The 2431-nt window shown below is 37.5% G+C and carries 1 protein-coding gene; it reads right to left on the bottom strand.

What is annotated here, in order from left to right:
- Positions 1–300: 300 nt before the first annotated feature.
- Positions 301–2431, bottom strand: a 2131-nt coding sequence (locus tag AFK68_RS01690; protein ID WP_246843931.1) for a PEP-utilizing enzyme, incomplete at its 5' end; no start/stop codon positions are given.

Here is a 2431-nt window from a genome sequence, read left to right as displayed (position 1 = left end):
CGTCAGGAAAACGCCCCTACGAGGACTGAGGACTGAGCCAAAAACTCGCAACAAAGCCCAAGATACGCTTAGGGCTTCTATATATCATCAAAAACAATCAATTAGAAATGTATTGTTTTGGCAATGGTGGTTATCATAAAGTGGTTATCATAAAAATGTCTCCTAACGAACAGGGGCAATATTTAAAAGTAATATATCAGTGAGTTTGAGCAAGATTTACTGCCTAAGCAAAAAAACGTACTGCTATAAAGATGAATGCTTTTGCATAACATTACAGTAAATGCTAATTATCTCAATTATCTAAGATAATAATTCCACTGTTCCCCGATATCCATCTACCCTAACTTTTTGCCCATCTTGTAAACGAGTCATCGCTCCAGAAATATTCATTACTGCTGGAATACCATACTCCCGCGCAATAATAGCTCCGTGGGATAACTGCCCCCCCACCTCAGCAATAATACCTTTTGCCTTCAACAACAAAGGTGCCCAACCAGCATCCGTATAAGGCACAACTATAATTAGATTTTCCGACTCAGCAAGATTTACCTCTAAACTCCGACAAATCTTGACATAACCTTCCACACAACCAACACTTCCTGGTATCCCTTGTAAAATAGAAACATTTTCCTCACTAGAGAAAGTTTCCCTACTTTCTTGAGGTAATACATTCCCATAAACTACCGAGGGAACTTGGCGATCGCCATCTTTTTCCAACTGTTCCTTTCTTTGACGGATAAGTTGTTTGAGTTGCGGGGGGCTGGGGAGTTGCGGAGTTGGGGAGATATCAAGGGGAGTTAGGGGGAATAGATCCTCAAACATTTCCTCATATTCTTCAACTCCTATAGTATTTGTTGGGTTTCCTTCGTCAACCCAACCTACAGAAGATTCTGTCATTCCCTCCTTCTCAAGGGGGTTTAGGGAGCATCTTTTTGTTGAGTTTTCTCCTTCAAGCCAACCTACACTACCTTCTTGATTTTTTTCTTTTGATAAAATCCATTGGCGAATTTCCGCAAATTCCAAATAAAAAATATCTCCTTTTTGCTCAAAAATTCCTACTTCTAATCCATATTTTTCTATTGCCAAAAACGTCTGTCGTAAATAAGCTAAAAGTTTTCCATAAACTTCAGCAATTTTACCTTTAGTTCTTGCACGCTTTGCACATTGCGCCAGTCGCCACCTCTGCCACAAATTTAAAGAATTTACTGTATTGACTGATAACTGATAACTGTTAACTGATAACTGATTCTGAGCCATTGCAAATAATAAGTCACGAAAATTATCTGGCTTTTCTCCCCAAGTTGCCACAGAAATATCCGTACCAACCTCACTCAAATAACCATAACTTTCTAACCATTGCTGAAACTCCTTTTGTAATTCCCGATTTTTATCAAACTCTGCCTCTATTTCCCCATCAGAATTAGTTGTCATTTTTAACTTAACTGCCAACTGTTGTAATTCTCGAATCGAAACAATTTCTGGAGCAGTATCAGTAGGCAACCATTCCTCAGAAATACTAAACAGCGATCGCCTAATTGCCAAACCTATCGGACCCAAAATATTATAAAAAGTAATTGGTATTAACGATATCTGAATTCTTTCCGCTATATCTAATAATTCTGATAAAGACTGAGACGAATTCTGTTTAAAATTATTCTCTAAACTTTCTAAAGCAGGAACAAAAATTTGATGATAGTCACGCTCAAACTCATTATCAACCGCTATTTCTTTTTGAATCAAACGCCATAAACCAGGCAAAGCAGACCAAACTTTTCTTAAAGGAGGTTTTCCCATTTTTTGCCCTCGTAATAAAAACTCTAAACCCTGCTCCGGCAAACCCATCATTCTAAAAATTTCCCCTAACAAAGTAGCATTAAAATAAGCATGGGAACCGAGTAAAGTTGCCGTCTCAGTAAAATCTAAATTTGCTACCTTTTCCCCTAAAACAATTGTAAAAATTTCTCCCCAAACCCCACAAGTCAGAGGACGATTTATCGACCAAGTTAAAGGATGAATTGCTCCGGGAATTACCTCTGCTGCAATAGTTCGCGTCCAGATAGGTCTCAAATTAGTAATCGGACGACTTTGCAAAATCCAAACTTTTTCCCCATCCCAACACCATTCAATATCTTGAGGCAAACCATGAAAAAATTCTTCAATTGCTTCTGCTTGATTTACTAATTCTTGAATAATTTCTTCAGGCAAAATATCCTGATTTTCTAGCTGCTCTAAAGATGGATTTTTATCTTTATCTTTTGGGTTGAATAGCCTGTTGTCTACAGAGTGTTTAAAATTGGTTGAGGTTTGAGTATCCATCCACTTTTTCCCTCTTCCTTCTTCCTTCTTCCTTCTTCCTTCTTCAACAATTTCTTCAGGTAAAATATCCGGATTTTTTACTTGCTCTAAAGATAGATTTTTATCTTTATCTTTT

This window comes from Hydrocoleum sp. CS-953, assembly GCF_002260545.1.
Lineage (GTDB): Bacteria > Cyanobacteriota > Cyanobacteriia > Cyanobacteriales > Microcoleaceae > Trichodesmium.
This window is presented reverse-complemented; position numbering and strand designations above follow the sequence as displayed.